A 25,962-nucleotide genomic window follows, 5' to 3' on the forward strand; every position below is an offset into this window, starting at 1 on the left:
ATCCCAGCCCCGCCCGGCGGCAAAGCCCTAGTTGCGGCCGGCCATGACGCCGCCGTCGACATCCCAGATGGCGCCGGTCACCCATGCAGTCTGATTTGACAGCAGGTGCACCACGGTTGCGGCTATGTCAGCCGGGCGGCCAACGCGTCCAATCGGGTGGAAGGTGTCAAAGCCGCTGGTCAGTGCGTCCTCGATCTGTGCGGGGGGTATGAATGCGCCGTAGATCGGAGTGACCACCACCGCAGGGGCCACCGCGTTCACCCGGATGCCATGGTCTGCCAGCTCCATCGCCAGGTGCTGAGTCAGGGCGTGCAAGCCCGCCTTGGCCATGGAGTAGGCTGAGCTGGGGGTCGCCTTGATCGCTTGTTTTGCCCACATCGAGCCGATGTTGACAATGGCGCCGCCGCCGTTGCGTGACATGTTGGTTGCGGCGGCTTGTGTCAGAAAGAAGGTGGCGCGGTTCAGGCCCATGTAACGGTCATAATCTTCGGGGCCATGCTCCAAAAATGGTTTTGGGGCAAAGACACCGGCGGCGTTGACCAGTTTGCTGATATGGTTGCTGCCGGCCTTAAGCTCGTCTGCCAGCGTCTGAACGGCTGCGAAGTCCATCAGATCAACTTTCCGGACTTCTGCGAGGGAGCCAAGTTCTGCTTTGGCAGCTTCTAACTTGGCAGCAGACGAACCCAAGAGGGTGACATGATGTCCCTCCTCTACCAGCTGGCGGGCAGTTTCCAGACCCATTCCCGACGATCCGCCGATGATCAATGCGGTCTCAGTACTCATTGTGATTCTCCTATCTATCAGTAGGTAGATAGATGTGAGTTGTGCTCCATTCCGTCAAGACCTATCTGTAGGTAGGTAGATGAGCGAGGGGTTGAGCATGGCAAAGCCGGACACAGCGGAACGCATCCTGGACATTGCGGAGAAGGCCGCGCGCACAGGTGGCTACAACGCCTTCAGCTTCCGTGAAATCGCTGCGGAAATCGGTATCAAATCAGCCTCTGTCCACTATCATTTTCCAACCAAGGATGCCTTGGGGGAGGCTCTGGCTGAACGCTATTCTGACAACTTTTTCATAGCCTTGGGTGATCCCCAGGGGGCGGAGCCTGCGGAGTTGCTCAAGCGCTATGTTGCAGCGTATGGCACGGCTCTGAAACAGGACGGGCTGATGTGCCTGTGCGGTGTTTTCGGGGCCGAGATTGCCGATTTGCCGCCGCCGGTCGCAAGCGCGACCCGGGCATTTTTCGCCCGCAACCTGGAATGGCTGGGGCAGGTTTACCAGCGACAAGGGTTGCAGCGGGATGCAGCGGACCGGGCTGCGGCACATATGATTGCCACGCTGGAAGGCGCGATGATTCTGGCCCGTGCCATGGAGGATGCGGCGCTGTTCGACGCTGCGGTTGCGAGGCTTTCCTAGTCGCTTTGGCCCTTGTGCCGCTCTGCTGGCGGAGTATTTTTGCACTCAGCCAAGGGAGATGCTCATGCCTGCAACGCCGAACCCAACTGCCGCCATGCTGGTTATCGGCGATGAGATCCTGTCCGGCCGCACCCGCGATGCCAATATGCATTACCTGGCGGGAGAGCTGACCAAACATGGCATCGATCTGAAGGAAGTGCGGGTGGTGAGCGACGATGAGGCGGCGATCATTGCCGCGGTGCGGGCGCTGTCACGCGCTTTTGACCATGTGTTCACCAGCGGCGGTATCGGGCCGACCCATGATGACATTACCGCCGATTGCATTGCCAAGGCGTTTGAAGCGCATCTGGATGTGCGCGACGATGCCCGCGCGATCCTGCAGGCGCATTACGATACCCAAGGGCTGGAGATGAACGCGGCGCGGCTGCGGATGGCCCGCATTCCGGACGGTGCGGTGCTGATTGACAACCCTGTCTCGGCGGCGCCCGGATTCACCATCGGCAATGTGCATGTGATGGCCGGTGTGCCGATGATCTTTCAGGCAATGGTGGCAAGCGTGATGCCGACCCTGACCGGCGGCCGGCCGATGCTGTCGCAGACCTTGCGGGTGCTGCGCGGAGAGGGCGAAATCGCGGCTCCGCTGCGCTCTCTGGCAGAGGCCTATAGCGATCTATCGGTGGGCTGCTACCCGTTCCAGAAGGACGGCGCGTTCGGCGCCAATGTCGTGATCCGCGGCACTGACGGCGCACGTGTCGATGCGGCGATGACCGAACTGGCAAAGGAGCTGGAGCAGTGACCACCGATCCCCGTTACTATGGCGTGACCGAGGCGACATGGCCGCCGGCATCGCTGCGCGAACTTGGGCCTGTCACCCTGCGCGAAGGGCAGGGCGGCGGCAGCCGTGTGTCGGCAACGACGGTGAACGGTGCAGCGTCTGACGTGGAGATTGCAGCGGCTGAGGACGCGATGCGCGCTATGGGTCAGGACTGCCTGTTCATGATCCGCGACGGTGAGACAGAGCTGGACGCGCAGCTGGAGGCGCGCGGCTATGCGGTGAAGGATCCGGTTAACCTGTGGGCCTGCCCGGCGGAGCGGCTGACAGATATCCCGGTGCCCCGTGTTACCGCCTTTTGCGTCTGGGAACCGCTGGCGATCCAGCGCGAGATCTGGGTGCAAGGGGGCATCGGGCCGGAGCGGCTGGCGGTGATGCAGCGGGTGCAAGGTCCGAAAACCGGGCTGCTGGGCCGCCACAAGGACAAACCGGCGGGCGCAGGGTTCGTTGCCATTCACGACGGGGTGGCGATGGTTCACGCGCTGGAAATCCTGCCGCATCAACGCCGCGCCGGCATGGGCGCCTGGATGATGCGTCAGGCCGCCTTCTGGGCTCTTGAAAACGGCGCCAGCGAACTGGCGGTGCTCTGTACGAAACGTAACGAGGGTGCAAACGGGCTTTACGCTTCCCTCGGCATGGACTGTGTTGGACAGTACCACTACCGGATTTTGCAACAAGGCGATTGACCGCGATGAGTGACCAGACCCAGCCCACAGCCCTCGACCTGCCGATAATGGACCCGCTGCCGCCGGAGACGCAGAAATATTTCGATATCTGCGTCGAAAAACTGGGCTTTGTGCCGAATGTGCTGAAGGCAAATGCCTTTGATATCGCCAAGCTCAACGCCTTCACCGCCATGTACAACGATTTGATGCTGGCGGACAGCGGCCTGAGCAAGCTGGAGCGGGAGATGATTGCGGTGGTGGTCTCTGCGATCAACCGCTGCTTCTATTGCCTAGTGGCCCATGGCGCTGCCGTGCGGCAGTTGTCCGGCGATCCGCAGCTGGGCGAGATGCTGGTGATGAACTACCGGGTGGCGCCGCTGGATGCGCGCCAGCGGGCGATGCTGGATTTTGCGGCCAGGATGACGACGGCGAGCGCGGAGATCGAGGAGGCGGACCGCCAGACCCTGCGGGATGCGGGATTTAGCGACCGGGATATCTGGGATATCGCCAATGTCGCGGGCTTTTTCAACATGTCGAACCGGGTGGCCAGTGCTACCGCGATGGCGCCCAATTCGGAATATCACAGCCAGTGCCGTTAAGACGTCTGATTGCAGCGGCGGCAGCAGCGTTCCTGCCCGGAATTCTGAATGCGGCGGAACTCACCTTGCCCGCTGATGCGACTGCCATTTCTGAACGGGCGACTGCGCTTGGCGTCTATCAGCTGCCCATTGGCCCGGAAGACGCGGACAAGGTGCCTTCGGAGCGGTTCGAGGGGCAGATTACCCGCCGGACCTGGCGCGTGGAAGGCAGCGGCACGGTGCTGCAGATCCTGGCGCCGCTGCGGGAGCAGCTGGTGGAGCAGGGTTATGAAGTGCGGCTAGACTGCGCGGCGCGTGATTGCGGCGGTTTTGGCTTCCGGTTCGGGATCGAAGTGGTGCCAACGCCGGATATGATGGTGGATATTTCCCGTTTTCACTTCCTGTCGGCCGCCAAGGGAAGAGAAGCGGTTTCTGTTCTCGTGTCGCGGGCAGGCGGTGCGGCCTTTGTTCAAATGATCAGTGTGCGGCCGCCGGACGCAGTGCCAGTCCTATCGAAACCCGTGGTCCAAGCGCCGGCGGAACCGGATCCGGTGCGGCCGGTAGAATTGGCCAAGGTGCTGGAAGTGCGCGGCCATGCGGTGCTGACAGATCTGGTATTCGAGAGCGGTTCTACCCGTCTGCGCGAGGGGCAGTATGGCAGCCTGAAGGAATTGGCTGGCTATCTGGCCGCGAATCCGCAGCATCGGCTGCTGCTGGTGGGCCATACTGACTCGGTGGGCTCGCTGGCGCAAAACACCCGCATTTCCGAACGCCGGGCGCAGTCTGTGAAAGAGCGGCTGGTTGAGGCCTATGAGGCTGATGGAACGCGCATTGACGTGGCTGGTGCCGGATATCTGGCCCCCATCGCCAGCAATCTGGTCCCGGAGGGTCGAGAGGCCAACCGGCGGGTGGAGGCTGTCCTTCTCGCCAATTGAGCGCCGGTACCCTGAACGCTGCTATTCACTCCCGCCCCCGCAGGTGTCTTAGTGATTGCAAGCCTTCTTGGAGGGGGCAGGCTTGGCGCAGATTTTCTGCACCGGCGGCTGGCAGAACGGTTGCAATGAGGATTGTCCAGGTGGGCCTCAGCAGCGGCGCATACCGCGCGGGCTGCGCTGGTACATGGCCTTGAACTGGCGCGAGAACCCCGGCAGCGAGACAAACCCCGTCGCCAGAGCCACTTCTGTGACTGGCATTGCGGTGCTTAGAAGCAGCTCGCGCGCCCGCTGCAGGCGAATCTGAAGATAGGCCTGTTGCGGTGTCATGCCCAGCCCGCGTTTGCAGCGCAGGCGCATCGCTTTCAGGCTGAGCCCGAGCCGCCCTGCAATCTCAGTCAATGCCAAAGGAGCTTGCAGACTTTCCAGCATTATCTGATGCATCTGCCCCAGAACCGGGTCGGCTGAAGGCTGCAGCCGCTGGCGCACATCCGGGGGGCGGATAGAGCCATGGGCCATGTCTTCGGCGGTCGCCGCCGCCAGCCCTTCCGGGGCGGTGGCCGAGATCCAGGCAAGCATTGCGTCGCCGGTAGCGGTTCCGCCCACGGCGCTCAGCCTGCGGCGGCCGTAGCAGTAAATACGGTCGCTGACCTCGATTTCGGGCCAGCGCTCGCGGAACCCCGCTTCGGCCTCGTGGTGCAGCACCGCCTCATGGCCGTCCAGATAGCCCAGCTGGGCCAGTACAACGGTGCCGGTATCGATGCCGCCCAGCACGGCGCCGGCGCGCGCGGCCCGTGCCAGATAGGCACGCAGCCCCTGCGGCAGGTGGCGCAACGGATCGTAGCCGGCGCAAAGCAGCACAAGATCGGGCGTATCGCCGAGGTCCCATCCACTGCGGTCCGGCGCGGCCAGCCGTCCGCTGGAGGCTGGCACCGGTGTCTGAGTGGCGCTGAGCGTCTCCCATGTGTATAGTCGGCGGCCGGCATTCTTGTTGGCAATGCGCAGAGTTTCGGAAGCCAGCACATAGGCCAGCATCTGAAATTCAGGAAACAGGATGAAGCTCACCTTCGGCATATCAGGAAGTTATATGCAAGTACCGGGCGTTTCCATGCAATTTTGACGAGGTCCAGGCCGCTAGGGTTCTTGCAGTCACAGGAAAGGAAACGCCAATGACCGTCATGACCCCGACCCCGTTGCAGGGCCGTCCGGCCAATTGCTCGGATGCCGAATGGGAGGCCCGTTGCGAGCTGGCTGCGATTTACAATGCGCTGGTGAAATACCGGCTGACGGATCAGACCAATCAGTGGCACGCGATCCGGGTTCCCGGCGAGGACGCGCTGATCACCCACCATTACGGCTGGATGCATGAGGAGGTGACCGCCTCCAATCTGATCAAGGTCGGCTTTGACCGGAAAAACCATAATCCTGAAAATGGCGAGCCGAACCCCTCGGCCACAGAGATCGGCAAGCTGTTTTTTGAGGCAGAGCCGGAAAAGAACTGCATCATGCACATCCACACCAAGGCGATTATGGGTGTGTCGGCGCAGAGGGATGGCGTCGGCCCTTACAGCCAGGCCTATCTGATGATCGGTGGCGGCGATGTGCTGGGATACACCGACTATGAATTCGAATGCACTGATGATTTCCTGGCCGGGCTGCTGGATGCGGGCCGCGGCAAGAAGGCCGTGGTCGAGGCATGGCACGGTGCCTTTGTGTTCGGGGGGACGGCAGGGGAGGCGTTTTTCCGGTCCTTTTACCTGGATCAGGCCTGTGCGGTTCAGCTGGAGGTGCAGCAGGCGGCAGCCTGCCCCGGGGTTGAGATCCGCACCATTCCGGAAAGCGAGCAGAAGCGCCACCTGAGTGACATGGCGGCCAGCGACTGGTACGGTTACGAGGGAGAATTGGAATGGCATGCCATCCGGCGCCGCCTGGATGCGGAGGCGCCGCATTACAAAGGCTGAACGGGCCGACGGGCTGCAGTCCGGAGATTCCCGGGCCTTGGCCACGACATCAGAGATGCCTCAGCAAGCCTTCGGTCCGGCGCCGTGCTGGAGTCCGGCGTGCGACGCGCAGCGGCGCTGGACCCAACGGGAGCAGATCAATCTTTGATTGATCCGGGAAGGGCGGGAGCCTGCCTGATTGATCCTGCCAGGCCGACCTGAGGTGCAGGTCTTAAAAAAGCCCCCGCGAGTGGCGCGGGGGCAGGTCTTCGAGGGATGTCTTGTTCCGGTTTTCCTTAGAACCGGTTCAGGTTTTCCATTCGGACGGGTCGCGGTCGGCAAAGGCTGCCACCAGGAAATCGATGAAGGCCCGCACCTTGGGCTGGGTGAATTTACCGGGCGGGTAGACCGCGTAGATACCCTGGGTCTCAACCGGCAGGCTGGGCATCACGTCCTCAACCAGCCCTTCTTCCAGCGCCTCGGAGTAAAGGTAGCTGGGCAGATAGGCGATGCCGAGGCCGGAGATTGCGGCATTCAGCAGCGATTGCCCATCATTCACCGACAGCCAGCCGGAAGTGCGTACCTGGCGTTTTTCGCCGGAAGGTGCGGTGATTTTCCAGACATTGCCGCTGGACTGGCTGGAGTAGTGCAGCAGTTTGTGGTTGTTCAGCTCGTCGATCTTCTGCGGGCGGCCGTATTTTTCCAGGTATTCCGGCGAGGCAATCATCCGCTTGGTGGTCTCTGTCAGCTTGCGGGCCCGCAGAGAGCTGTCCTCCAGCTCGCCGATCCGCACGGCCATGTCGAAGCCTTCGGAGATCAGCTCCACATAGCGGTTGTTTAGAACCATGTTGACAGTGATATCCGGGAAGTCGCGCAGGAAATCCGACAGCACCGGCGACAGGTGGTTGACGCCGAAGTCGGTGGCAACGGAAATCCGCAGCAAACCGGAGGGGGCCGATTGCATCGAGGTGACAAGCGCATCCGCCTCGCCTGCATCGTTGAGAACCCGGCGGGCACGGTCATAATAGGCAAGGCCGATCTCGGTCGGCGACACCCGGCGCGTGGTGCGGTTCAGCAGGCGCGCGCCGAGACGGGCTTCCAGGCTGGAGACATGTTTGGAGACGGCCGATTTGGAAATCCCCATTTTCCGTGCCGCATCGGTGAAGCCGCCTTGGTCCACCACATTGGCAAAGGCCTCCATTTCCATCAGTCGGTCCATATTCACCCATCCTCGTAAAGCCGTGTTGCCCCGAAGCTGACGGGGAAATCGGGCAAGATCGGGGCGGAGGTGGGATAATTGCGAGGTTTCGCCGGGATCGTTTGCGCTGTGGAAACGGCTGCCCTTGGCCGGCGGGCGGCGAAGGCTGAGGGTTAATGAAACCTTAAAGGGCAAGCCTGATCGTCAGAATCCATAGCGGCAGGGTCACCGCACTGAGCAAGGTGGATTGCGCAATAAGTGTGGCAGCCAGTGTGCGGTCAGCACCAAAGGCCGAGGCCAGCACATGCGCCGCTGATGCGGTGGGCAGGGCAGCAAACAGCACCAGCACGGCGGCAAAGCCGGGATCGCTGCCCAGCAGCAGGCAAGCCGCCAGGACAATGGCGGGCACCAGCACCAGACGCACCAGGCAGAGATAGCCGTTGAACAGGTCGAGCCGCGCCAGCGCCCGCCAATTCATGGTGGCGCCGATGGACAGAAGCGCAATCGGGATCGCTGCATGGGCCAGCATCTCGGCTGGGGCCAGGATCGGTGCAGGAATCTTGTAACCCGAAAGTCCCACAGAAACACCTGCAACGGAGGCCAGCAGAAAGGGATTGAGTGCGATTTTCACTGCCGTCTCGCGCAACGAAAGGCTGCCGCCGCGTGACAGCGCGCAGACAGCCATTACATTGGCCACTGGCACGGCCATGCCGATGGCAACCGCCATCTGGCCGGTCAGTTCCGTGCCGATCGAAGGCAGGGCGACAAAGGCAATGGCCGTATTGAAACGCCAGGCAGTTTGCCAGGCGCCTGCAAAGTCGAGGAATTTTTCCGGCCCGGCCCTGCGCGCCAGAAGACCAAAGGCGAGTGCCAGGGCGAGGATGCTCCAGACTGCGGGCCCGATCCGGCCGAGGTCTGCAATGGCAATAGGGCGGCCACTGGCGGCAAAGAACAGCAGCGCTGGAAACAGTACCTCGAAGTTCAACTTGTCCAGGCCTTGCCAAGCTTGCGGTGACAGCCGCCTGCGAACCAGCCCGCCAAGAGCCACCATCAGGAAGCTGGGGGTCAGGCCCATCAGGATAACTGCAAATACCACGTATGCCCTCGTCTTGCGGTTCAGGTGTGACACTGCCGCCCTCGGTTAACGCGGGCAAGAGGAATGGGGGCCGGCACAGTGGGCTTCTGTGAAGATGACGCAAAATTGTGCGTTTGCTGCGGCCGAAGGGTTTGCTGCTGCTTGCCGGACGCCTAGCTTTACTTTGTTTGTTGAACAAATTGCTGGAGGACCCGCTATGAAAGTTTTGCTTGCCGCCACTGCCGCCGCCCTGTGCCTGGCTGCTCCGCTTGGGGCTCAGGAGCGCACGCCGTCGCACCCGGATGCCAAGGTCTATTTTGTCAACCTGAAGGATGGCGATACTGTCACGTCTCCGGTGACTGTGGTCTTTGGCCTTTCGGCGATGGGGGTTGCCCCGGCGGGTACGGAGAAGGAGCACACCGGCCATCACCATCTGCTGATTGACCGCCCAGCAATCGGCGAGGGTGAAGATGGCGCGGATGAGCTGCTGTACGGATTGCCTGCGGATGAGCACCATGTGCATTTTGGCGGCGGGCAAACCGAGACATCAATTGAGCTGTCTCCGGGCCGCCACACCCTTCAGCTGGTGCTGGGCGACGCCAGCCATGTGCCGCACGAATCGCCTGTGGTGTCTGAAGTAATCACCATCAACGTCGAGTGACAGTTCGGTCTGCGGCGAAGCATTTGCTGGCTGGCGCAAGCTAGGCAGGAGGCCTTGAACCAACGAAGGGCCTCTCATGCTGACCTGCATTATCCGTTATCACATTGATCCCGCCAAAAAGGCGCAGTTCGAACAATACGCCCTCAATTGGGGCCAGGCGATCCCACGTTGCGGGGCTGAACTGATCGGCTACTATGCGCCGCATGAAGGCTCCACGACCCTGGCCTACGGAATCTACAACGTGGACAGCCTGGCGGCGTATGAGGCCTACCGGACGCGGCTGGCGGCAGACCCCTTGGGGCGCGAAAATTACGAGTTCGCCCAGAAGGAGCGGTTCCTGCTGCGCGAGGACCGGACATGGCTCAAGCTGGCTTCGTCGCCGCATGGGAACGGAGGAGGGGAGCGCAGATGATTGCCGTTATTTTTGAGGTGGAGATCGCCGCAGGGCGGAAGGATGCCTATCTGGAAATTGCAGCGGAGCTGCGGGGGCTGCTTGAGGAGATGGAGGGGTTTATCTCCGTTGAGCGGTTTCAAAGCCTGAGCGCACCGGACAAGCTGTTGTCGCTGTCCTTTTGGCAGGATGAGGCGGCGGTGCAGCGCTGGCGTCATCTGGCGGAGCACCGCGTGGCACAAGGTAAGGGCCGGGCTGGAATCTTTGCCGACTACAGGCTGAGGGTTGCTGGGGTGATCCGGGATTATGGCATGATGGCGCGGCATGAGGCCCCGGCAGACAGTATTGCGGCCCACGGCTGAGCGCTTTGCGGGCCCGGCGCCTGAAGGGCGCGCGGGGACACTGCAGCCCGGCTTCGGCGCCTTGAAAGTGCGCCGGGTCCAACAGCGGGCAGGGCCTGACTAGTCCGGCTGCCGCAGGCGGGAGGCCTATGTCTTCTCAAAGGCTGGCGGCCAGCCGGGTGCCCTGATTGATGGCACGCTTGGCATCCAGTTCCGCGGCCACATCTGCACCGCCGATCACATGGGCGGTGATACCGCGTTCCGCAAGCTGATCTGCCAGCGACCGCTCAGAGACCTGGCCCGCGCAGAGCACGATGGTGTCCGCCGGGATCAACCGCGGGTTTTCGCGAGCCTCACCAAAGCTCACATGCAGGCCTTCCGCGTCGATGCACTCGTAATTGACGCCACCGACGAATTCCACCTCCTTCATCTTGAGCGTTGCCCGGTGGATCCAGCCGGTGGTCTTGCCCAGCCGCTTGCCGTGGCGTTCGGCCTTGCGCTGCAGCAGGGTAACCTGCCGGGCAGGGGCGGCGGGCTGCGGGCCTTCGGGGGCAAGGCCCGCGCGGTGCTCTGCCGGGTCGGCGACGCCCCATTCCTTCATCCAGGCGGGCAGATCGGTGGTGGGGCTGTGGCCCTCTTCCAGCAGGTATTCGGAGACGTCAAAGCCGATGCCGCCGGCACCGACCACGGCGACCCGCTGACCCACCGGTTTCTTGTGGCGCAGCACGTCGATGTAGCTGAGCACATTGTCCTGGTCCTGGCCGGGAATGGCGGGATCGCGCGGGGTGACGCCGGTGGCAATCACCACCTCGTCGAAGGCGGTCAAATCCTCTGCTGCAACTTCGCGACCCAGCTCCAGGGTTACACCGGCGTCTGCAACCATGGTCCGGTACCAGTCGACCAGCCCCCAGAATTCCTCTTTGCCCGGCACCTGTTTGGCCATGTTGAGCTGGCCGCCAATTTCATCGGCACGGTCAAACAGCGTCACTTGGTGGCCACGCTGGGCAGCCGTGAGGGCAGTGGCAAGGCCCGCCGGACCGGCGCCGACGATGGCGACAGTCTTGGAAGTTGAGGCAGGTTCGATCACCAGTTCGGTTTCGTGGCAGGCGCGCGGGTTGACCAGACAGGTGGTGAGCTTGCCGCTGAAGGTATGGTCGAGACAAGCCTGGTTGCAGGCGATGCAGGGGGCAATTTGGTCCGCCTGTCCTGCTTCGGCCTTGGCGACGAAATCCGCGTCTGCCAGCATCGGCCGGGCCATCGACACCATGTCGGCGCAGCCGTCGGAGAGCACCTGCTCGGCCACTTCAGGCGTGTTGATGCGGTTGGAGGTGATCACCGGGATGCCGACCTTGCCCATCAGCTTCTTGGTCACCCAGGCAAAAGCCGCGCGGGGAACCGAGGTAGCGATGGTGGGAATGCGTGCCTCGTGCCAGCCGATGCCGGTGTTGAGAATTGTGGCGCCGGCCTTCTCTATCTCCTGCGCCAGCTGCACCACCTCCTCGTGGGTGGAGCCATTGGGCACCAGGTCGATCATCGACAGGCGGTAGATGATGATGAAATCGCGGCCCACGGCCTCGCGCGTGCGGCGCACCACCTCAATCGGCAGCCGCATCCGGTTTTCATAGGAACCGCCCCAGCGGTCGGAGCGCTTGTTGGTGTGGGTGACTAGGAACTGGTTGAGGAAGTAACCCTCGCTGCCCATGATCTCGACGCCGTCATAGCCTGTCTCCTGTGCCAGCCGGGCGGCGTTCACGATGTCGGCAATCTGCTTTTCGATGCCGTCCTCTTCCAGTTCATGCGGGGGGAAGGGGGAGATCGGCGATTTCACCGGGCTGGGGGCCACGCATTTGGGGCCGTAGGCATAGCGCCCTGCGTGCAGGATCTGCATGGCGATCCGGCCGCCGGCCTCATGCACACGGTCGGTCACCACGCGGTGGTTTTCGACGTCTTTGGGTGAGGTCATCATCGAGGCGCCCGGCAGCACTGAGCCCTCCAGGTTCGGGCCGATCCCGCCAGTCACCATCAGCGCCACGCCGCCGCGGGCGCGCGCGGCATAGAATTCAGCAACGCGGTTCCAGTCGCCGGTTTCCTCCAGCCCCGTGTGCATCGAGCCCATCAGCACCCGGTTCTTCAGCGTGGTAAAGCCCAGATCCAGCGGGGCAAGCAGGTTGGGGTACGCAGTCATCTTGAAACTCTCCCTGGCAGTTGCCCCTAGGATCAAGGGCGCGGGCCGCCTTGTCACGGGCAAACGCCGCGTCACCCCCTTGCGTGCCCCGGCGGCAAGCGGTCTAAGGTTGAGAAAACCCATGTTGAGGAGAGCCTGATGACGCCGGAAGAGATTGCCAAGCTGCCCTACCGCCCCAACGTCGGAGTGATGCTGATCAATGCCGAGGGGGCGGTGTTCGTCGGCCAGCGCAAGGACCGCTACAAGGATGCCTGGCAGATGCCGCAGGGCGGGATTGACGCGGGCGAGGACCCGCGGATTGCGGCGCTGCGCGAGCTGGAGGAAGAAACCGGTGTGGCGCCTGATCTGGTAGAGATCATCGCCGAAAGCAACGGCTGGCTGCCCTATGACCTGCCGCATGATGTGGTGCCCAGCTTCTGGGGTGGTAAATACCGCGGGCAGGAGCAGAAATGGTATCTGATGCGATTTCTCGGCACGGATGATCAGGTCAATATCGAGACGGATGATCCGGAGTTCTCGGCCTGGTGCTGGCAGCCGGTGGAGAGCCTTGTGGAGAAGATCGTGCCGTTCAAGCGCGAGGTCTATGCGCGGGTGGTGGCAGAGTTCCGGGAGTATCTGTGAGATGGATATGCGAGCCTGTTTTCGACCTGCCGGAACCGGTGCTGCCCTGACCGCGTGTATTCTGGCTGTTGCCGTCGGCCCCGCTGCTGCCCTCAGCTGCCTGCCCTGGGGCCCTGCGGACGCCTATTTGCATGCCGCGAATTCGGACAGCGTCTTTAATGTCATTGCGGGTGAACTGCGGTTTGACGAAAGCCAGCTGCCTAAGTCCCATTCGGGCAATCCCAATGACACCCCGCCGCTGACCCGCATCCCGGCACAGCTCTCAGGCAAGCTGCTGGACGGAAAGTATTTCTCAACCCGGGTTAGTGTGCCTGCGGTTATTGAGGTGGAGTGCCTCGGACCATGGTGCGGCGGCATGAAGTCCGGTGCAGGCTATGTAGTCTTTGCCGAGCAGCGCGGGCAGGAGCTGGTGGTCCGGGCCAACGCCTGCGGCGGGTTTGCGTTTGACGACACCTCCAACGTGCGGCGGCAGGTTCTGGGTTGCCACCGCGGCAAGGCCTGTGAACCGGCCGTGCCGCGGTGATACTGGTTATTCAGCTGCCGTTGCGGAGGGCCGGGACCGCAGCCGCACCTGGCCGAGCCAGAGGCTGAACAGGGCCAGAGTGGCGCCCAGCACCTGGTTGGGCGTCAGGGTTTCCCCCAGCAGAAGCCAGCCCAGGATCACGGCAGACAGCGGGCTCAGGACGCCGAGCAGCGAGACTTGCGACGGGTCGATCCGGGCGAGGCCGCGGAACCACAGGATATAGGTCAGCGCGCCGCCGATGAGGCTCATGTAGGCAAGGCCCAGGATATTGGCAGCCGTGAAGACCGGCATCTCCGGCACCATCCACAGCGCAAGAGGCACCAGCAGCAGCCCGCCCGCGGTCAGCTGCCAGGCGGTGAAGGTGAGCGGCGGCACCGGCGGCTGCCACTTCCGGGTCAGAACAACGCCGGCGGCCATCGACAAGGCGCCGCCGAGACCGGCCAGGACACCCAGCGTGTCCAGCTTGGCGGCCGGGGTCAGCACCAGCAAGGCAACACCTGCCATGCTTAGAAGCGCGGCGGCAACGGCAGCAGGGCGGATCTGCGTCTGCAGCAGCAAGGCGGACAGGAACACCACGATCAGCGGCTGCACGGCGCCCAGCGTCGCGGCGACCCCGCCGGGCAGGCGGTAGGCGGAGAGGAACAACAGCACCCAGAACAGCGAGAAATTCAGCGCTCCAAGCACCATCAGCCGCGGCAGCCAGCTGAGCGGCGGCAACTGGCGCACCAGCAGCAGCAGCAGCAGGCCCGCGGGCAGCGCCCTGAGAAGCGCCACCACCAGCGGTGAGTGGCCGGGCAGAAAAGTTGTCGTCACAATGTAGCTGCTGCCCCAGATGGCAGGGGCCAGCGCTGTCAGCAGAAGGGTCCGGATCGGCATGTGTTTCTCCTTATCTTGATATCGAGATAATGGATTTTATCTTGACGTCAAGATGTAAATACCTAAACCGGTGGCATGGACCATGTAGATTTTATTACCCAGCAATGGGGGCAGGAGCGGCCGGACCTGGATGTGACGGCTATGGGCATCATTGGCCGGGTCGCGCGGCTGTATCTGGCCTATCAGCGTGAGATGCATAAAACCTTCGCGGAGTTCGGGCTGAATGCGGCCAAGTTCGACGTGCTGGCCACCTTGCGCCGGTCGGGTGCGCCTTACACGCTGTCACCAGGCGATCTGCTGAAGGCGACAATGGTGGCGTCCGGCACTATGACCAACCGCATCGACCGGCTGGAGGCAGACGGGCTGGTCAAGCGCGAGGTGAACCCGGAGGACAGCCGCAGTTTTCTGGTTGGGCTGACAGAAGAAGGCTTTGCCCTGATCGATCGGGCCGTCACAGCCCATGTTGAGACCCAGACACGGTTGCTGAGCGCAATGAGCGGGCAGGACGTTGAGACCTTCAAAGTGCTTTTGAGCAAGGCGCAGCTGTCGGCTGACAGCTGAGGCTGGAACCGGTAGGCCCGTGTGCCTGCCGCAGGCAGGCTGCGCGGGGCGGCAAAGCCGCGCCGCGCTACGCCCAAGGGCCGAAAATGCACCGCGAGGTGCAGTTCCGGCGGGCGGGAGTGTCCGGCGGGATTAAACCAGCCCGGCTTCTTCCAGCAGGTGCCGCACGTTGGTTTCAGGGCGCGGGCCGATATGGCAGATGACTTCGCCTGCACAGATGCAGCCCATTCGAGCGCAGACTTCCATGCTGCGGCCGGTGGCGAGACCGAACAGGAAACCGGCAGCGAACTGGTCGCCTGCACCAGTCGCGTCAACCGGTGTGATCGTTTCGACCGGCACGTCGACACGCACGCCATCATTCAACACAGTCACACCGTCGCCAGAACGGGTGCAAACCACCAGCGCGCAGATCGCGGCGGTCCTGGCCATTGCTTCTTCCAGGTCGCTGGTTTCGAACAGGGCGCAGATTTCGTCCTGGTTTCCGATCACGAAATCCAGCTCGTTGCTGATCAGGTTCAGGAAGTCGGCCCGGTGGCGCTCGACGCAGAACGGGTCGGAGATCGAAATGCCAACTTTGCCGCCGCCCTCACGGCAGTCGCGGGCCGCTTCCAGAAAGGCGGTCTTGCCCTTGTCCTTGTCGAACAGATAGCCTTCCAGGAACATGATCTGGGCGTTGCCGGCCACGTCCTGGGGCACGTCGTCGGAACTCAGTTCCGACGAAATGCCAAGGTAGGTGTTCATTGAACGCTCACCGTCCGGCGAGACAAAGATCATCGACCGCGAGGTCGGCATCTCGCCGTCCGCTACCGGCGCATTCACAAAGCTGACGCCCTCGTTGTTCATTGCATCGGCGTAGAATTTTCCAAGCGCGTCGTCACGGACGCGGCCGATGAAGGCTGACTGCAGCCCCAGCGCGCCGGCGCCAGCGATGGTATTGGCGACCGAGCCGCCAGGGGTTAGAACCCGGTTGCCCATTGCCGCATAAAGCTCTTCGCAGCGGTCGCGCTCGATCAGCTGCATGATGCCTTTTTCAATGCCTTGTTCAGCCAGGAAGCTGTCCTCGCATTGCGCAATCACATCCACCACGGCATTGCCAATGCCGACGAGCTGGTAGGTCTTGGTCATGGTCCCTCCTCGGGGAATTCCAAAGCGGTGTCATTTCAGGCGACTATGCCGCTCAAAAAGTTTACAGGTTCTTGTCTTCAAACATGCAGAGATCGCGGATGATGCAGGTTCCGCACATCGGTTTTCGCGCCTTGCAGTGATAGCGGCCGTGCAGGATCAGCCAGTGATGGGCATGCTGCTGGAAATCCGCGGGGATGTTATCCTCCACCGCGCGTTCCACGGCATCCACATCCTTGCCCGGCGCAATGCCTGAGCGGTTGCCGACTCGGAAGATGTGGGTGTCCACCGCCTGCGCAGGCTGTTTCCACCACATGTTCAATACAACATTGGCCGTTTTACGCCCCACGCCGGGCAAGGATTGCAACGCAGCGCGGGAATTCGGGACTTCGCCGCCGTAGTCCTCGACCAGGATCCTGGACAGCTTGATCACATTCTTGGCCTTGTTGCGGTAGAGGCCAATTGTTTTGATATGCTCGATCAGGCGTTCCTCGCCCAGATCCAGCATCTTTTGCGGGGTGTCGGCAATCTTGAACAGCTCACGGGTCGCCTTGTTGACCCCTGCATCGGTTGCCTGTGCCGACAGTGCAACCGCAACGACCAGCGTGTAGGCGTTGACGTGTTCCAGTTCACCCTTGGGTTCGGGCTCGGCTGCCTGAAAGCGCGTGAAGATCTCGCGCAGCGTATGATAATCGAGTTGCTTTGCCATCGCGCGCCATATGTACAGAGCGGGTGTCAAAGAGCAATTGAAATTGCGCCTTTCCTGCTGCGGGCTCCTGTCTAGTAGGAAAACCCGCAAGTTCCGGGTCGATTGCAGTGTTGGGCCGGAGTATGTTGAATACACAACCACGAAACAGGCTGGACCGATGAATATCGAAGCGCGGGAAAACTCCTATCACTATGGTGTCATGCGCCGGGCGATTGAGCTGATCGACGATGGCGGCGAGGATCTGACACTGGAGCAGCTGGCGGTTCGCATGGATATGAGCCCCACGCATTTTCAGCGGGTGTTTTCGGCCTGGGTGGGTGTTTCCCCAAAGCGTTATCAGCAATACTTGCGGCTGGGCCATGCCAAAGCACTACTGCGGGACCGGTTCACCACGCTGGAGGCGTCACATGCAGTAGGGCTGTCTGGCTCCGGGCGCTTGCATGATCTGTTTCTGCGCTGGGAGGCGATGAGCCCTGGCGAATATGCCCGCAAAGGGGACGGCCTGCAGATTTTCTGGGGCTGGTTTGACAGCCCCTTTGGGCTTGCTCTGGTGATGGGCACGGAAAAGGGTATTTGCGGACTGGCATTTGCTGCCGAGACTGGCGCCGAACCTGCCATGGCCGATATGCGCGCCCGCTGGCCTCAGGCTGAGTTCATTGAGGACCCGTCTGCCCTGCGCCCTTTGGCGGAGGCCGCCTTTGCCCAAAAGGGGGAAACTGCGCTGCACATGATCGGTGCACCTTTGCAGATCAAGGTATGGGAAGCGCTGCTGCGCATCCCGTCAGGCCATGTTACCACTTATTCAGAACTGGCCCATGCCATCGGCGCCCCCAAGGCCGTGCGCGCAGTTGGCACAGCAGTCGGACGCAACCCTGTCAGCTGGCTGATCCCCTGTCACCGCGCCTTGCGGAAATCCGGCGCACTGGGCGGCTATCACTGGGGGCTTCCGGTCAAACGCGCGATGCTCGCCTTTGAGGCTGCGCGGGATGAGGAGGCTGCGGCAGGTGATATGCGCGCTGCCGGCTGAATTGGCGCTGCAGCAGGCTAGGTGCTGCGGGCTTAAAGGTCTGTCGGGCTTCGTGGCGCTTTCGCGCTTCCTCACGCTCAATCTCATGCGGAGTAAAAGCACGTTGCCTGCTGTCCCAGCGGTCTAGACCCAGGGTAATCATCACAATCCAATCGTAGCTCAGCATAGGGTTCCTCCTTTTCCAGTGGCCAGAAAATCAGACCCCTGCTGACATGCTGTTGTCAGTGGTGTGTGTTAGTGTGTCAGCAGAATGTCACTGGAGCCCCGCCAATGCCCCGCACCGGCCGTTTGTTCGAGATCATCCAAATCCTGCGTTCCGCCTCAGCACCGGTGCGGGCAGAGGATCTTGCGGCACAGCTGGAAGTGTCCAAACGCACCATCTACCGGGACATCGTTGCCCTCCAGGCAATGCGCACTCCGGTGGAGGGGGAAGCAGGGATCGGCTACATGCTGCGCAAGGGCTATGATCTGCCGCCGCTCAATTTCGATGAGGAGGAGCTGGAGGCGCTGCATGTGGGATTGGCGATGCTGATGCGCACGGGCGATGGAGCCTTGCAGAAAGCAGCGGAGCGGGTGAGCCACAAGATCAAGGATGTGCATGCGACCGCCGACTGGCTGCAGGTTGCCCCTTGGGGTGCACCGCTGGATGACCCGCAGCAGGGTTGCGTCTCCAAGGCCCTGCTGCGCCAGGCAGTGCGGGAAAGCCGCAAACTGCATCTGACGTATCTTAGCCCTGAAAGGGGTGAAAGCCGCCGCACCTTGCGGCCGCTTGCCCTGATTTATCACATCGAGTGCACCATGCTGGCTGCCTGGTGCGAGCTGCGTGGCGGTTTCAGGCATTTCCGTACTGACCGGATGCTGGCCGCGGAATTGCGGGAAGTGGATTTCGCCGCCGAGGCTGCTGCCTTGCGTAAACTGTGGATGGAACAGGAGGGCTGGAACTTTGCTTTTGCGCCCTGAAAATGCATGTGTTTTTCGTTTTTTGCGCGGTAATCCGCCTAAATGAAAACGCTTTGCCTTGAGAACGTGGCGCGACATCCCGATATTCGAGCAGACTGCCGGGCGCTGCCCGGAGCTTAGAAAGCAGAAGGCAATTTTATGATGCAGATGAAACTCACCACGGCTGGTATTGTCGCCGCAACCCTGACACTTGGCGCTTGTACCGATCCCGCAACTGTCGGCACTCCGGGCAGCAACACTCAAAAGGGTGCGGTTCTTGGCGGTATCATCGGCGCTGGCGTTGGTGCGATTGCCAATGATTCCGATCGCGGCCTAGGTGCGGTGACCGGTGCGCTGGTTGGTGCGACCGCCGGCAGCGTGATTGGCAATCAGCTCGATGCGCAGGAGCGCGAGCTGCGCCAGAACCTGTCGAACGATGATATCACCATCGTCAATACTGGCGACCGGCTGATCTTGTCATTCCCGAACGATCTGACATTTGCCACTGACAGTGCCGCGGTTTCGCCGGCCGTGCAGGGCGATTTGCGCCGCGTGGCGAACAGCCTCGTGCGATACCCCAACAGCACCATCCAGGTTATCGGCCATACCGACAGCGATGGTGATGCAGGTTACAACCAGGGCCTTTCTGAGCGCCGGGCAAATGCAGTCGCCAGTGAAATTGCAGCTGGCGGTGTGCCCTATCACCGCATGCGCATCATCGGCCGCGGCGAGGAACAGCCGGTGGCCTCGAACCTGACACCGGAAGGCAAGGCCCGCAACCGCCGCGTCGAGGTGGTGGTGATCCCGCAAGCCGCCTGACCTGGCCCTGGCGGCACGAATTGCAGCCCGTCCCGCAAGGGATGGGCTGTTTTCGTTCCGGTGTAGCGGCTTTACGCAACGCTGCACATTGCTTGCGCGGGTATGGCTGTTTCATGCTGGAGGCGCCCTCTTACATGATGGTGCAACACGAGACGCTAACAGAAGGAACTCTCCATGGCCGACCCTGTCCTGCTGACCATTTCCGGCTCGCTGCGGCGAGAGGCCACCAACCGCAAGCTTCTGGCCGAAGCCGCACGGGTGTTCGGCCCGGCTACTGTCGTGGAAGCCGATCTGAATCTGCCGCTCTATGATGGTGATGCGGAAGCGGCAGAGGGGATCCCGCCTGCGGTGCAGGCACTTGCGAATCAAATCGCGGCTGCGGATGCGGTGGCGATTTCGACACCTGAATACAACAAGGGGCCGTCGGGAGTGCTGAAGAATGCCCTCGACTGGGTCAGCCGCACCGAGGGCAGCCCTTGGACGGACAAACCTGTGGCAGTGATGTCGGCGGCGGCAGGCCGGGCCGGGGGCGAGCGGGCGCAGATGATCCTGCGCGGTTTTCTGGTGCCGTTTCAGCCGAGGCTGATTACCGGACCAGAGGTGCACCTAGCGGCGTCTGGAAAGCAATTCGACGAACAGGGGCGGCTGACAAGTGAGCAGTATGAAGCCACACTAACCAAGCTTATGCAGAAGCTGCGGGCCGAAGCGTCTCGTTGAAAGTGAAGGGGGCAGGCAGGTTGCATGCTCCCGCGATTGAAGCTTCCCTTGGGGCCGATTGGCGGCTTGGATGCGGCGCCGCCAGCGCGGCGCCGGGAACCCGCTGAAAACCTTTCAAGGAACAGGTTTGCTCATCAAAACGGGTGTTAGAAGTTGTTTTCCACCCGGAATCCCACTGGGATGCTGTCTTTTTCCTCCAGCAGCAAGTCCGCCATCACATGGGCGGCCTTGGGAGCCATACCAAAACCGATCTTGAAACCTCCATTGGTGATGTAATGGCCGTTCCGCCCAGGCCAGGCTCCGAGCATCGGGGCACGTGACTTGGCACGGGGGCGGACACCTGCCCAGCGTTCGATCACCTCAGCCCCGTGCAGCACCGGCACCGCTGCGCGGGCGCGCTCAATCACGTCGTCCAGTTGAGCGTCGGTAGCTTTTCCGTCGTCAAATTCCCGCTCGCTGGTGGAGCCGATCGCCAGGGTGCCGTCTGCATGCGGGATGATGTGCAGGCTGTCCGCATAAAGCTGCGGCACTTCGCCTTCGTGGAAGCGCAGAAGTGCCGCCTGGCCCTTGACGCCGCCGCCGACGGTTTTGCCGAAGCTTTCATTCAGTTCCAAGAGGCCCGCGTAACCCTTGGCGTGGACTACCTTGCCTTGGTCCGGAGCCTCGGCCTGTATCTCCACACCCATAACCGCAAGGGCGGAGACCAGCGCTTCGCAGGCGCGGCGGGGGTGCATGCGGGCGCTGAGGGTATCGTGAATGACATAGCCGGTGGCGCTGGGTGGTACCCAGGGCCCCAGGCTGTCTGCCTTGCAGACAGTCCATTCGGCCTCGTCCCTCCACAGTTCGCGGGCTGAGATTTCGCGGCTGCGGGCGAGCTCCAGGGAGCGCTCGTCGTTGATGGGCTGCAAGCGCCCGGTGCGGCCATAGCCGGGAGAAACACCGCCGGTGGCCTCAACTTCCTGCCAGAAGCCTTCTGCCATCAGCAGGCTTTCTAGCTGGAATTGTTTCTTGGGATTCCAGTTCTCCGGCACATGCGGGGCCAGGGCGCCGACCAGGCCGCCGCTGGAGCCGGCACCTGCGCCGAATGGGTCCACCACCTGCACATGCGCGCCGCGGCGGGCGCAGAGCCAGGCGATCGACAGGCCGAAAATACCCGCCCCTCGCACCGTTACATCTGCCATTGCCATTTCGGTATCCTTTCGCCAGTGTCGCGCCGTTCCAAACACTCACTTAGGGGATTATAGCATGGCAGACCAGCAGGCCCGCCTCAGCTGGCGCGATGGCACTGTTCCAGTGTCGGATCAGTTTGATGATCCCTATTTTTCGATCCAGGACGGGCTGGCGGAGACGGAGCATGTGTTCCTGGCCGGTAACGATCTGCCATCGCGGTTTGCGCTGGGCTTTCATATCGCCGAGCTCGGCTTCGGCACCGGTCTCAATATGCTGGCGGCCTGGCGTGCCTGGGAAGCGGCAGGGCAGGAAGAACCATTGCGCTTTACCAGTTTCGAAGCCTTTCCGATGGTGCCCGCCGACATAGCCAAGGCTCTGGAGGCGTTTCCTGCGGTCGCCCCCTGGGCGCAGCGGTTTCTGGCCAAGTGGCAGGGCACCGGGGCTTGTGATCTGGGCAGTCTGCAACTGGAGGTGATCCAGGGCGACGCGCGGATGTCGCTGCCGGAGTGGACAGGGCAGGCGGATGCCTGGTTTCTGGACGGGTTTTCTCCGGCCAAGAATCCCGAACTGTGGGAAGAGTCGCTGATGGCGGAGGTTGCGGCGCATACCGCGCCCGGCGGCTCGGCGGCGACCTACACGGCGGCAGGTTTTGTCCGCCGCGGGCTGGAAGCGGCAGGATTTGAAGTGACCCGCATCCCCGGCTACGGGCGCAAGCGGCATATGACAAAGGCGGTACTGCGATGAGCATGGTTCCACAGCCCAAAAGCCTGCCTCAGCCTCGGGTGCAACAGAACAACGTGCCGCTGGGTATTCTGCTGATGATCGGCGCCACCATCGTCTTTGCCCTGCAGGACGGTATCTCGCGCCACCTGGCGGGCACCTACAACACCTACATGGTCGTAATGGTCCGCTACTGGTTCTTTGCCGCATTTGTCGTGTTCCTTGCGGCACGGGCCCAAGGCGGGATCAAGGAGGCAGCCCGTACGGATCAGCCGTGGCTGCAAATCTTCCGCGGCGTCTTGCTGGTCGGGGAAATCTGCGTGGCGGTCTATGGCTTTACCGTGCTCGGCCTGATCGAGAGCCAGGCAGTGTTCATCTGCTATCCGCTGCTGGTGGCAGCGCTGAGCGGCCCGGTTCTAGGCGAGAGCGTCGGCTGGCGGCGCTGGGCGGCGATCGGCGTCGGCCTGATCGGGGTGCTGGTTATCCTGCAGCCGGGCATGGGCGTGTTCAACCCGGCCGCGGTGATACCGTTCATCTCGGCGCTGATGTTTGCCGTTTACGGGCTGGTGACGCGCTACGCCGCGCGCAAGGACAGCACCGCCACCAGTTTCTTCTGGACCGGGGTTGCCGGCATGGTCTTCATGACCGCAATCGGCATCTGGTTCTGGGAGCCGATGAGCCAGGGCGACTGGTTCTGGATGGCGCTGTTGTGCGTTTCGGGCGTGACCGGCCACTGGCTGCTGATCAAGTGTTATGAAATGGCCGAGGCCAGCGCAGTGCAGCCATTTGCCTATTTTCACCTAATCTGGGCGGCGATGCTGGGCATGGCGGTGTTCGGTGAAGTGATCCGAACGAACGTCGCCATCGGTGCGGGCATCATCATCGCGGCAGGCCTGTTCACCCTATGGCGCGAACGCGTGAAGGGTTGACCCCTTCAGCTCCTTTGAAAACGGCACCGGCAGCGGCTTCTTGCCCAGCCGCGCGCGGTAGACAGGCAGGCTTTCGGTCACACGCATCACGTAGTTCCGGGTCTCGTTGAAGGGGATGTGTTCGATCCAGTCAACGATATCGGGGTCACCGTCCCGGGGATCGCCATAGCGTTCCATCCAGGCAATGGGGCGGTGCGGGCCGGCATTGTAGCCGGCCGCCATCATCACCACGTTGCCGCGGAACTTGCCGGCTAGGCCTGCCAGGTAATTGGCCCCCAGCTTGGCGTTGTAGTCCCACTCCGCGGTCAGGCGGGAGGTCTTGTGGTTTGCCAGGATGCCCAGCTCGGTCGCCACCAGCTTGGCCGTTGCCGGCATTACCTGCATCAGTCCGCGCGCACCGGCATGGCTTATGACCGCCGGGTCGAATTCGCTTTCCCGCCGCGCAATAGCCAAGGTCATTTCTTCGGCCATTGGAAGCTGCCGCTTGGCAACGGGGTGCAGCGGGTAGTAGGCGCCCTCCAGCTCTACCCCGCCACGGGCTGCGCGTTTGGAGATCATCACCGCCAGATGCGGCTGGTCCATGTCCACTGCCATCTGTCCCAGCTGGCGCGCCTGTACCGGTGGCAGGGTTTCGACCAGATGAGTAAGAAAGCGCTCGGCCAGCGCCAGATCGCCAGCTTTCAGCAGTTGCAACCCGGCCTCTGCCACCGAGGACTGCATGAATGCCGCCTCGCGCCAGTCCGGCATGGGGGCGGGTGTCACCAGGGCAGGATCAAAGGGGCGTCCCAGTTTTTCGGCGGCCAGCAGTCCGTAGAAAGACGTCTGATATTCTGCACCCCTCGCATAAGCCTCGTGTGCTTTGTCGGCCTCTCCCATTGCCGCATAGGCCCGGCCCAGCCAGTAGCCGCCGCGGCCGATCGAGATTGGGGTCTCGACGGAGGAAAGAAAGCGCTGGAAGTGCACCGCAGCCAGTTCCGGGTCGCGCAACTTCTGCAATGCGATGTAACCTGCCAGCCATTCACAGTCGGAATAGCCGTAACCGTCATCGGGCGTGGAGAAATGATAGGCCGCAAGCTGGTAGGCGCGCTCATGTTCGCCGTCACGCATCACCTGGCGGGCCAGATCACGGCGGCGGCGCAGCCATTTTTCCGGCTCACCCAGGTTATCGGCACTGGTACTGCGATCTAACAGCATTTCTATCGCGCTCTCCTGCAGCCGCTTGCGGTCGCGCCAAGAAAAACGGTCATAAGCAAGTCCAGCTGAACCCGTCAGGCTGGCGGGAATGGCTTCGATTTTTGCATCCACGCCGGCGGCACGCTCCTGCAAGGCAATGCGGGCTTCGGCCAGTTTGCGCTCACCCTCGGGCACCAGCGGCAGCATCCGCTTGGAACTGACCAGATGATCCTCCCACAAGAGCCGGTCCAGCCGGGCGGCATGGTGCGGCTTCAGCAACTTGCTGAAGTCCCGCAGATAGAGATCCTGAATAGCGCTGCCCATTGCCATGGTACGCCAAGCCAGCACAATTTCCGCCTCACCTTCGCCGTGGCGGCCGTCTGTTATAAGGGCCTTACCCAAGCTCAGCGCACCTTCGGCGGTTTGCGGACGCTGCTTGGCATAGAAGGCCAAAATAGTTTCACGCCCGGTGGCGGCAATGGCGTCCTCGTTCTGGCGGCGCAGGTAGTCCAGTCCAGGCCAGTCCGGGCGCCGCTGAAGAAACGCCATCACATCGCTGACGGAACCCAGCCCAGCCCGAAGCCGGTGCCATTCAATGATATCGTGTGCCACGCTTTTCGGCTTGCCTGCCTCGCGGGCTGCGTCTGCCCACTTCTCCGACCGCATCAGGTCCAGCGCCTTGCCCAGGTCGCGCGCCTGGGCAGATGCCCCAGGCAGGGCAGCCGCAATCAGCAGAATAAGGGCCAGGATGCGTGTCATCTCTTGCATTTTCCAACGGTCCGGGGATAGAGGCTTGAACGTTACTCATTGGCGTGCCGGTATCAACTCAAATCACCGGCATTCCGTATCTTGACGGCGGCGGATTGCCGCCTGCACCTGCAGCGAAGGGAGCGTGCCCATGTTCAAAGGCTCTATGCCAGCACTCGTTACCCCGTTTTCGAACGGCGAGCTGGATCTGGATGCGCTCAAACGTCTGGTGGAATGGCAGATTGCCGAAGGCTCTACCGGCCTGGTGCCTGTCGGCACCACTGGTGAAAGCCCGACCCTGACTCATGACGAGCATGAGATGGTCATCGCAGAAACGGTAAAGGCAGCAGCCGGCCGGGTGCCGGTAATCGCGGGTGCAGGCTCAAACAACACTGTTGAGATGATTCGCTTTGTCGAGTTCGCCAAGAAGGTCGGTGCCGATGCGGCGCTGGTTGTGACCCCTTATTACAACAAGCCGACCCAGCGCGGCATGGTGCAGCACTTCCAGGCCGCCCATGACTGCGCCGAGCTGCCGATCATCATTTACAACATCCCCGGCCGTTCGGTTGTCGACATGACGCCTGCGACCATGGGCGAGCTGGCCAAGCTGCCGCGCATCATCGGGGTGAAGGACGCCACTGGCGACCTGGCCCGAGTCAGCCAGCAGCGCGCCGCCTGTGGTAAGGACTTCGTGCAGCTGTCCGGTGAAGACGCCACCGCGCTGGGCTTCAACGCGCACGGCGGCATTGGCTGTATCTCGGTGACCGCAAATGTTGCGCCAAAACTTTGTGCTGAGTTCCAGGCCGCCACGCTGGCAGGCGACTATGCCACGGCGCTGGAGTATCAGGACAGGCTGATGCCGCTGCATGAAGCGATCTTCATCGAGCCAGGCCTTGCAGGGGCGAAATACGGTCTGTCCAAGCTTGGCATGTGCAGCGAAGAGGTGCGTTCGCCGCTGACCACGTTGGAAGACAGCACCAAAGCAGCGATTGATGCAGCCATGCTGCACGCTGGCTTGCTGTAACTCCTCTCCAAAGATCGAACCCGTCAGGGCGGCCTCCACTGGAGTGCCGCCCTTTTTGCTTCTTTCTGGT

Annotated in this window: 29 protein-coding genes; 19 read left to right on the top strand and 10 right to left on the bottom strand. The window is 62.3% G+C overall.

Annotation, left to right across the window (positions count from 1 at the left end):
• Positions 1–27: 27 nt before the first annotated feature.
• Positions 28–783, bottom strand: coding sequence for an SDR family NAD(P)-dependent oxidoreductase (locus GC1_RS10560; RefSeq protein WP_019297289.1), 756 nt, complete (start codon positions 781–783; stop codon positions 28–30).
• Between the two features lie 97 nt (positions 784–880).
• Between GC1_RS10560 and GC1_RS10565 the strand changes: the two genes are divergently transcribed.
• From GC1_RS10565 to GC1_RS10585, 5 genes are all read left to right on the top strand, one after another.
• On the top strand, positions 881–1,417 hold the full coding sequence (locus GC1_RS10565; protein WP_029204921.1) for a TetR/AcrR family transcriptional regulator: 537 nt from the start codon (positions 881–883) through the stop codon (positions 1,415–1,417).
• A 64-nt stretch (positions 1,418–1,481) separates the two neighbouring features.
• Complete coding sequence (locus GC1_RS10570; RefSeq protein WP_019297287.1) at positions 1,482–2,213, top strand: competence/damage-inducible protein A; 732 nt, start codon at positions 1,482–1,484, stop codon at positions 2,211–2,213.
• Complete coding sequence (locus tag GC1_RS10575) at positions 2,210–2,935, top strand: GNAT family N-acetyltransferase (protein ID WP_019297286.1); 726 nt, start codon at positions 2,210–2,212, stop codon at positions 2,933–2,935. The genes GC1_RS10570 and GC1_RS10575 overlap by 4 nt, the downstream gene beginning before the upstream one ends.
• A gap of 5 nt (positions 2,936–2,940) precedes the next feature.
• Entirely contained in the window at positions 2,941–3,513 is a 573-nt protein-coding gene (locus GC1_RS10580; RefSeq protein WP_019297285.1) for a peroxidase-related enzyme, read from the top strand.
• On the top strand, positions 3,504–4,427 hold the full coding sequence (locus GC1_RS10585; protein ID WP_052260488.1) for an OmpA family protein: 924 nt from the start codon (positions 3,504–3,506) through the stop codon (positions 4,425–4,427). The genes GC1_RS10580 and GC1_RS10585 overlap by 10 nt, the downstream gene beginning before the upstream one ends.
• A gap of 147 nt (positions 4,428–4,574) precedes the next feature.
• Here the strand turns inward: GC1_RS10585 and GC1_RS10590 are convergent, their stop codons facing one another.
• The gene (locus GC1_RS10590) at positions 4,575–5,498 is read right to left on the bottom strand and encodes a GlxA family transcriptional regulator (RefSeq protein ID WP_019297283.1); all 924 of its coding nucleotides are present in this window, start codon (positions 5,496–5,498) and stop codon (positions 4,575–4,577) included.
• Positions 5,499–5,593: 95 nt separating this feature from the next.
• On the opposite strand from GC1_RS10590, the gene GC1_RS10595 reads away from it, so the two are divergent.
• Positions 5,594–6,385 carry a class II aldolase/adducin family protein gene (locus tag GC1_RS10595; RefSeq protein WP_019297282.1) on the top strand — a complete coding sequence of 264 codons (792 nt, stop codon included), beginning with the start codon at positions 5,594–5,596 and terminating at the stop codon, positions 6,383–6,385.
• Positions 6,386–6,671: 286 nt separating this feature from the next.
• Here GC1_RS10595 and GC1_RS10600 read toward each other — a convergent pair whose 3' ends face one another.
• Positions 6,672–7,583 carry a LysR family transcriptional regulator gene (locus GC1_RS10600; protein WP_019297281.1) on the bottom strand — a complete coding sequence of 304 codons (912 nt, stop codon included), beginning with the start codon at positions 7,581–7,583 and terminating at the stop codon, positions 6,672–6,674.
• Positions 7,584–7,746: 163 nt separating this feature from the next.
• The gene (locus tag GC1_RS10605; protein WP_237754586.1) at positions 7,747–8,658 is read right to left on the bottom strand and encodes an AEC family transporter; all 912 of its coding nucleotides are present in this window, start codon (positions 8,656–8,658) and stop codon (positions 7,747–7,749) included.
• A 196-nt stretch (positions 8,659–8,854) separates the two neighbouring features.
• Here GC1_RS10605 and GC1_RS10610 point away from each other — a divergent pair, with 196 nt between their 5' ends.
• From GC1_RS10610 to GC1_RS10620, 3 genes are all read left to right on the top strand, one after another.
• Positions 8,855–9,298 (top strand): DUF4399 domain-containing protein, encoded by a 444-nt coding sequence (locus GC1_RS10610; protein WP_019297279.1) that lies wholly within the window; start codon positions 8,855–8,857, stop codon positions 9,296–9,298.
• Between the two features lie 76 nt (positions 9,299–9,374).
• Positions 9,375–9,710 (top strand): NIPSNAP family protein, encoded by a 336-nt coding sequence (locus GC1_RS10615; RefSeq protein WP_019297278.1) that lies wholly within the window; start codon positions 9,375–9,377, stop codon positions 9,708–9,710.
• The gene (locus GC1_RS10620; protein ID WP_019297277.1) at positions 9,707–10,051 is read left to right on the top strand and encodes an antibiotic biosynthesis monooxygenase family protein; all 345 of its coding nucleotides are present in this window, start codon (positions 9,707–9,709) and stop codon (positions 10,049–10,051) included. Before GC1_RS10615 ends, GC1_RS10620 begins: the two co-directional genes overlap by 4 nt.
• Positions 10,052–10,187: 136 nt before the next feature.
• Here the strand turns inward: GC1_RS10620 and GC1_RS10625 are convergent, their stop codons facing one another.
• Positions 10,188–12,215 (bottom strand): NADPH-dependent 2,4-dienoyl-CoA reductase, encoded by a 2,028-nt coding sequence (locus GC1_RS10625; protein ID WP_019297276.1) that lies wholly within the window; start codon positions 12,213–12,215, stop codon positions 10,188–10,190.
• 138 nt (positions 12,216–12,353) lie between these two features.
• Between GC1_RS10625 and GC1_RS10630 the strand changes: the two genes are divergently transcribed.
• Both GC1_RS10630 and GC1_RS10635 read left to right on the top strand, forming a co-directional pair.
• Complete coding sequence (locus GC1_RS10630) at positions 12,354–12,836, top strand: RNA pyrophosphohydrolase (protein ID WP_019297275.1); 483 nt, start codon at positions 12,354–12,356, stop codon at positions 12,834–12,836.
• A gap of 7 nt (positions 12,837–12,843) precedes the next feature.
• Entirely contained in the window at positions 12,844–13,359 is a 516-nt protein-coding gene (locus GC1_RS10635) for a hypothetical protein (protein WP_237754587.1), read from the top strand.
• A gap of 6 nt (positions 13,360–13,365) precedes the next feature.
• Here the strand turns inward: GC1_RS10635 and GC1_RS10640 are convergent, their stop codons facing one another.
• Positions 13,366–14,235: an EamA family transporter gene (locus tag GC1_RS10640; RefSeq protein ID WP_019297273.1), complete on the bottom strand. Its 870-nt coding sequence runs from the start codon at positions 14,233–14,235 to the stop codon at positions 13,366–13,368.
• A gap of 75 nt (positions 14,236–14,310) precedes the next feature.
• Between GC1_RS10640 and GC1_RS10645 the strand changes: the two genes are divergently transcribed.
• Positions 14,311–14,796 (top strand): MarR family winged helix-turn-helix transcriptional regulator, encoded by a 486-nt coding sequence (locus GC1_RS10645; RefSeq protein WP_019297272.1) that lies wholly within the window; start codon positions 14,311–14,313, stop codon positions 14,794–14,796.
• 132 nt (positions 14,797–14,928) lie between these two features.
• On the opposite strand, the gene GC1_RS10650 is transcribed toward GC1_RS10645, so the two are convergent.
• Positions 14,929–15,921 carry an adenosine kinase gene (locus GC1_RS10650; RefSeq protein WP_019297271.1) on the bottom strand — a complete coding sequence of 331 codons (993 nt, stop codon included), beginning with the start codon at positions 15,919–15,921 and terminating at the stop codon, positions 14,929–14,931.
• 61 nt (positions 15,922–15,982) lie between these two features.
• Positions 15,983–16,627, bottom strand: coding sequence for an endonuclease III (nth, locus tag GC1_RS10655; protein WP_019297270.1), 645 nt, complete (start codon positions 16,625–16,627; stop codon positions 15,983–15,985).
• Between the two features lie 157 nt (positions 16,628–16,784).
• Between nth and GC1_RS10660 the strand changes: the two genes are divergently transcribed.
• From GC1_RS10660 to GC1_RS10675, 4 genes are all read left to right on the top strand, one after another.
• A complete protein-coding gene (locus GC1_RS10660; protein WP_019297269.1) occupies positions 16,785–17,654 on the top strand; it encodes a methylated-DNA--[protein]-cysteine S-methyltransferase in 870 nt (289 codons plus the stop codon).
• A gap of 270 nt (positions 17,655–17,924) precedes the next feature.
• Positions 17,925–18,614, top strand: a complete 690-nt coding sequence (locus GC1_RS10665; protein ID WP_019297268.1) for a helix-turn-helix transcriptional regulator — start codon at positions 17,925–17,927, stop codon at positions 18,612–18,614.
• Positions 18,615–18,752: 138 nt separating this feature from the next.
• Positions 18,753–19,412: an OmpA family protein gene (locus GC1_RS10670; protein ID WP_019297267.1), complete on the top strand. Its 660-nt coding sequence runs from the start codon at positions 18,753–18,755 to the stop codon at positions 19,410–19,412.
• A gap of 174 nt (positions 19,413–19,586) precedes the next feature.
• Positions 19,587–20,129: an NADPH-dependent FMN reductase gene (locus GC1_RS10675; protein WP_019297266.1), complete on the top strand. Its 543-nt coding sequence runs from the start codon at positions 19,587–19,589 to the stop codon at positions 20,127–20,129.
• A 146-nt stretch (positions 20,130–20,275) separates the two neighbouring features.
• Here GC1_RS10675 and GC1_RS10680 read toward each other — a convergent pair whose 3' ends face one another.
• Positions 20,276–21,316, bottom strand: a complete 1,041-nt coding sequence (locus tag GC1_RS10680) for an NAD(P)/FAD-dependent oxidoreductase (protein WP_019297265.1) — start codon at positions 21,314–21,316, stop codon at positions 20,276–20,278.
• A gap of 58 nt (positions 21,317–21,374) precedes the next feature.
• On the opposite strand from GC1_RS10680, the gene mnmD reads away from it, so the two are divergent.
• Both mnmD and GC1_RS10690 read left to right on the top strand, forming a co-directional pair.
• Positions 21,375–22,043 (top strand): tRNA (5-methylaminomethyl-2-thiouridine)(34)-methyltransferase MnmD, encoded by a 669-nt coding sequence (mnmD, locus tag GC1_RS10685; RefSeq protein ID WP_019297264.1) that lies wholly within the window; start codon positions 21,375–21,377, stop codon positions 22,041–22,043.
• Positions 22,040–22,948 carry a DMT family transporter gene (locus GC1_RS10690; protein ID WP_019297263.1) on the top strand — a complete coding sequence of 303 codons (909 nt, stop codon included), beginning with the start codon at positions 22,040–22,042 and terminating at the stop codon, positions 22,946–22,948. Before mnmD ends, GC1_RS10690 begins: the two co-directional genes overlap by 4 nt.
• Here GC1_RS10690 and GC1_RS10695 read toward each other — a convergent pair.
• On the bottom strand, positions 22,922–24,880 hold the full coding sequence (locus tag GC1_RS10695) for a lytic transglycosylase domain-containing protein (protein WP_019297262.1): 1,959 nt from the start codon (positions 24,878–24,880) through the stop codon (positions 22,922–22,924). The genes GC1_RS10690 and GC1_RS10695 overlap by 27 nt on opposite strands.
• Before the next feature lie 139 nt (positions 24,881–25,019).
• Between GC1_RS10695 and dapA the strand changes: the two genes are divergently transcribed.
• Positions 25,020–25,892 (top strand): 4-hydroxy-tetrahydrodipicolinate synthase, encoded by an 873-nt coding sequence (gene dapA, locus GC1_RS10700; RefSeq protein WP_019297261.1) that lies wholly within the window; start codon positions 25,020–25,022, stop codon positions 25,890–25,892.
• Positions 25,893–25,962: the final 70 nt, after the last annotated feature.

This window comes from Leisingera sp. ANG1, assembly GCF_000203975.2.
Taxonomy (GTDB): domain Bacteria; phylum Pseudomonadota; class Alphaproteobacteria; order Rhodobacterales; family Rhodobacteraceae; genus Leisingera.